4 protein-coding genes and 2 pseudogenes are annotated in these 3,029 nt (G+C 47.0%); all 6 read left to right on the top strand.

The window, feature by feature from the left end; all coding sequences use genetic code 11:
* On the top strand, window positions 1-565 hold a 565-nt coding region (locus ACM6IT_RS23120; protein ID WP_414918756.1), incomplete at its 5' end, for an RHS repeat-associated core domain-containing protein.
* Between the two features lie 13 nt (window positions 566-578).
* Complete coding sequence (locus ACM6IT_RS23115) at window positions 579-896, top strand: hypothetical protein (RefSeq protein ID WP_056725172.1); 318 nt, start codon at window positions 579-581, stop codon at window positions 894-896.
* Window positions 897-943: 47 nt separating this feature from the next.
* A pseudogene (locus tag ACM6IT_RS23110) lies at window positions 944-1,207 on the top strand (sugar-binding protein); the annotation flags it as partial.
* Window positions 1,208-1,264: 57 nt separating this feature from the next.
* A complete protein-coding gene (locus ACM6IT_RS23105; protein ID WP_056725175.1) occupies window positions 1,265-1,756 on the top strand; it encodes an SMI1/KNR4 family protein in 492 nt (163 codons plus the stop codon).
* Window positions 1,757-2,031: 275 nt separating this feature from the next.
* A complete protein-coding gene (locus ACM6IT_RS23100) occupies window positions 2,032-2,451 on the top strand; it encodes an NTF2 fold immunity protein (RefSeq protein WP_056725177.1) in 420 nt (139 codons plus the stop codon).
* 237 nt (window positions 2,452-2,688) lie between these two features.
* Window positions 2,689-3,029: pseudogene (locus ACM6IT_RS23095) on the top strand (hypothetical protein); the annotation flags it as partial.

Here is a 3,029-nt window from a genome sequence, read left to right as displayed (position 1 = left end):
GGTTGAAAGGCTGGCGGTCAATGATATCGAGCAGAACCTGCGGTTTCAGGGGCAGTACTTCGATGACGAGACGGGGCTGCACTACAACACGTTTCGGTATTACGATCCGGAGGTGGGGCGGTTTGTAACGCAGGATCCAATAGGATTGTTTGGGGGTTACAATCTCTACAGCTATGCTCCAAACACGACTGCATGGACTGATCCGTGGGGATGGGAATGCATACCAAACAAAGTGGCTGGCTCTGCTCGAGAGGCTAGAGCCAAAGCAATATTCGAGAAACGTTACGGTAAGAAAAATGTTCTCGGCGAAAGGTATCTACGTAATGCTGAGGGGAAAATAGTCAAGGACCCGTTAACCGGTGAGGGGCGTCGAGTTGATTTTGTTGTTAAGAATGCTGATGGCTCCGGCACGGCGAAAGAAATTACAAGTTTGACCGCTTCGAAATTTGCGCAGCTGGAAAAAGAAATGAGAATTCGAGAGGCGGGTGGAGTTTTTGTGCGCGAGCCGGGTACCAAAAAATTGATTGAAGTAACTGATGTGTCGACAGTGATTCGTGCAAGGTAATAGGAGTTTGGTAATGAGTGATTTGGATTTTACTTTGTGCAGCATACCGATGCTAATGTCTAGAAATAAAAGCGCCGAATATCAGAGGCAGATAGTTGTGCGGTATACAGTTCTAATGAGTTTCCTTAAGGTGCGTGGTCTTATTTATAAGGAGCCATTTGATAGTGATGGTAATTTGAAGATGGATTTGGTTATAAAAAAATCAGATGTCACTTCTCAATGCCTCGAGCTATTCAAGAAGGCAGTTCCAGCTTGGCACGCCTACGTGGATAAAGGTGGAGATATTAATAATACAAGCAAGATTGAAAAGGAGTTGGCTAAAATTCCATGAGTTTTATCTAATTAAGTGGCTGGGAATTTGATCTCAGTCGCTTCAGATGCTTCGGCTTCGACGCCATGGGTCGCAAGAGCTGGCAGTTCGCCTCGCGCCTGCACAACCCTGGCATCCAGCCCGACCTGCGGGTCGAGCACACCTACAACCCGATCCACCGCCGTCACCAATACGACCCGGCCGGCGAGTTGACCCGCTCCCTCGACAAACTGCGCGGCGAGATCAAGTACGAGTACGAAGCCAACGGCCAACTGCACAGCCGCGACATCGGTCAGTTGCTCGACAGCGACGAATTCCGCTACGACGCCGCCGGCTGAATGGGCGGACTCCGAAAGCTGCCTCTACAACTTGTTAGTAAGGAGACAATGATGGGTGTACTGAAAATGTCGAAGTCCGATCCGAAAGTGAATAGCTCTGATCTCAGTTTACTGGAGGATGAGATAGGGCATACATTGCCTGAAGGCTTTAAAAATTTTTATTTAACTCATAGTGGTGGGGTTGCAGATAGAGATTGGTGGGATAGTGGTGATGAATATGAGCCTGTTCGATTAAAGAAATTTAAAGCAGTTGCAGCTAGTGGTGCTTTGGATGCTGCAGAGACAAAATATTTAAGCGGCTGTTATGCTGTGATGACCTCTAAAAATGTGATACCTAAAACATTGCTGCCGTTTGCGACTGACGATGGTGGTAACTTTTTCTGTCTGGATTTGACTGATGGTGATGTGTGTTTTTACGCAACTGATTCCTTTGATTCGAATAGTAGTTATGCCGCCAATCATGCAAAGGCCTATCGTTGGCTCGCAAGTTCGTTTGACGCTTTTGTTGAGGGGTTAAAGGACGAATCTGAGATCGACCTGTAAAATCGAAGGCCAGAGGAGCTGTGACAGGTATCGCGATGACCTGCACAGCGAGGCGGACAATGATTGTCATTTTCCGCTTTTTTCACTAACACCGGTCTGGATTACGATGTTTTATAAAACCAACCACTAGGGAAGTACTCATCTCAGGCAGCAATCATCCACAGCCGCTTCAACGGTGACAGGTCAGCTGATCTCCACCTTCCGTCACGGCAAAGGATTTCTGGTTTTTATTCTGCTGTTCGCAATTGTATTGTTGTGCTTGGTAGGAGTTTGTTATGGAAAAAGAAGTTTCGGTGGTTGAGGCGTTGAAAGGCTTTATGTCAGAAATGCGAGATTGGGAGACGGCTTTTCGCGATGAGCAAATGAGCCTGATCGATGCGGAAAAAAATACCTCTGACTGTGATAAAAAGTATGAACTCGAGCTTAAGAAGGTTTTAACCAGGTTTTCTGTGTCAGATGAGCGAAGCTGGGCTAGGCTTGTAGATCTCGGTTGTGGGTCTCCTCCGACTTATGATCCAGAGAGGGATGTAATAAACAAGCCTGTTCAAGAAGGTAAAAATTACGCTGTGGTTGTCGAGCAGATGGCTAGGCTAAAGGCTGTATATAAGTTTGTTCTAAAAGATACTGGAAATGGTTGGCTGATAGTGAAAAAAGAAACAAAAAGTGGTGATAAGTGGAAAAAAACCGCTCTCTGATGTTTGTATGTAAACGGTGCAGCGCTCCGTTGTACTGGTGGCGCAGCATTTCATGGATGTGTTTGGTTGTTCATTGGTAGTCAAAAACTAGTGGGGTTTGTGCCGTTCTTTAAAATTTTATCTCTAGAGTGGCTTAAGGTTTTCTTAAGCCACTTTCCTCTTTAATCTAAAAATGCTGTGCAAGCGCGTTCTTACAATTCACGCTAAAAATGATTAATAATTGAACGAATCCATTTTCGCGACTTCGGCGGTGAGCAGTACGCCATCGACCTCGACGAAGCCGGCAACATGACCGGTCTCAAGCTGCCGGATGACAACCGGTTGGGGTTCAAGTACGACGACTTTTCGCGTTTGCTTGAAGAAACCGACCCACTGGGTCGCAAGATCAAATACAAGTACCACCTCGGCACTACGCTGGTCACGGAAACGACCTTCCTGGACGGCAGTGTCTGGCAGGCCCGCTACGACGCCAAGGGTAACTTGATCGCCGAAGTCGACGCCCTGGGCAATAAAACCGAATACCTCAACAGCGACGACGGCCTGCCGCACACCATCATCGATGCAACCCACAAGTCCAA

The organism is Pseudomonas sp. IT-P4 (assembly GCF_949767755.1).
In the GTDB taxonomy this organism is placed as follows: domain Bacteria; phylum Pseudomonadota; class Gammaproteobacteria; order Pseudomonadales; family Pseudomonadaceae; genus Aquipseudomonas; species Aquipseudomonas monachiensis.
This window is presented reverse-complemented; position numbering and strand designations above follow the sequence as displayed.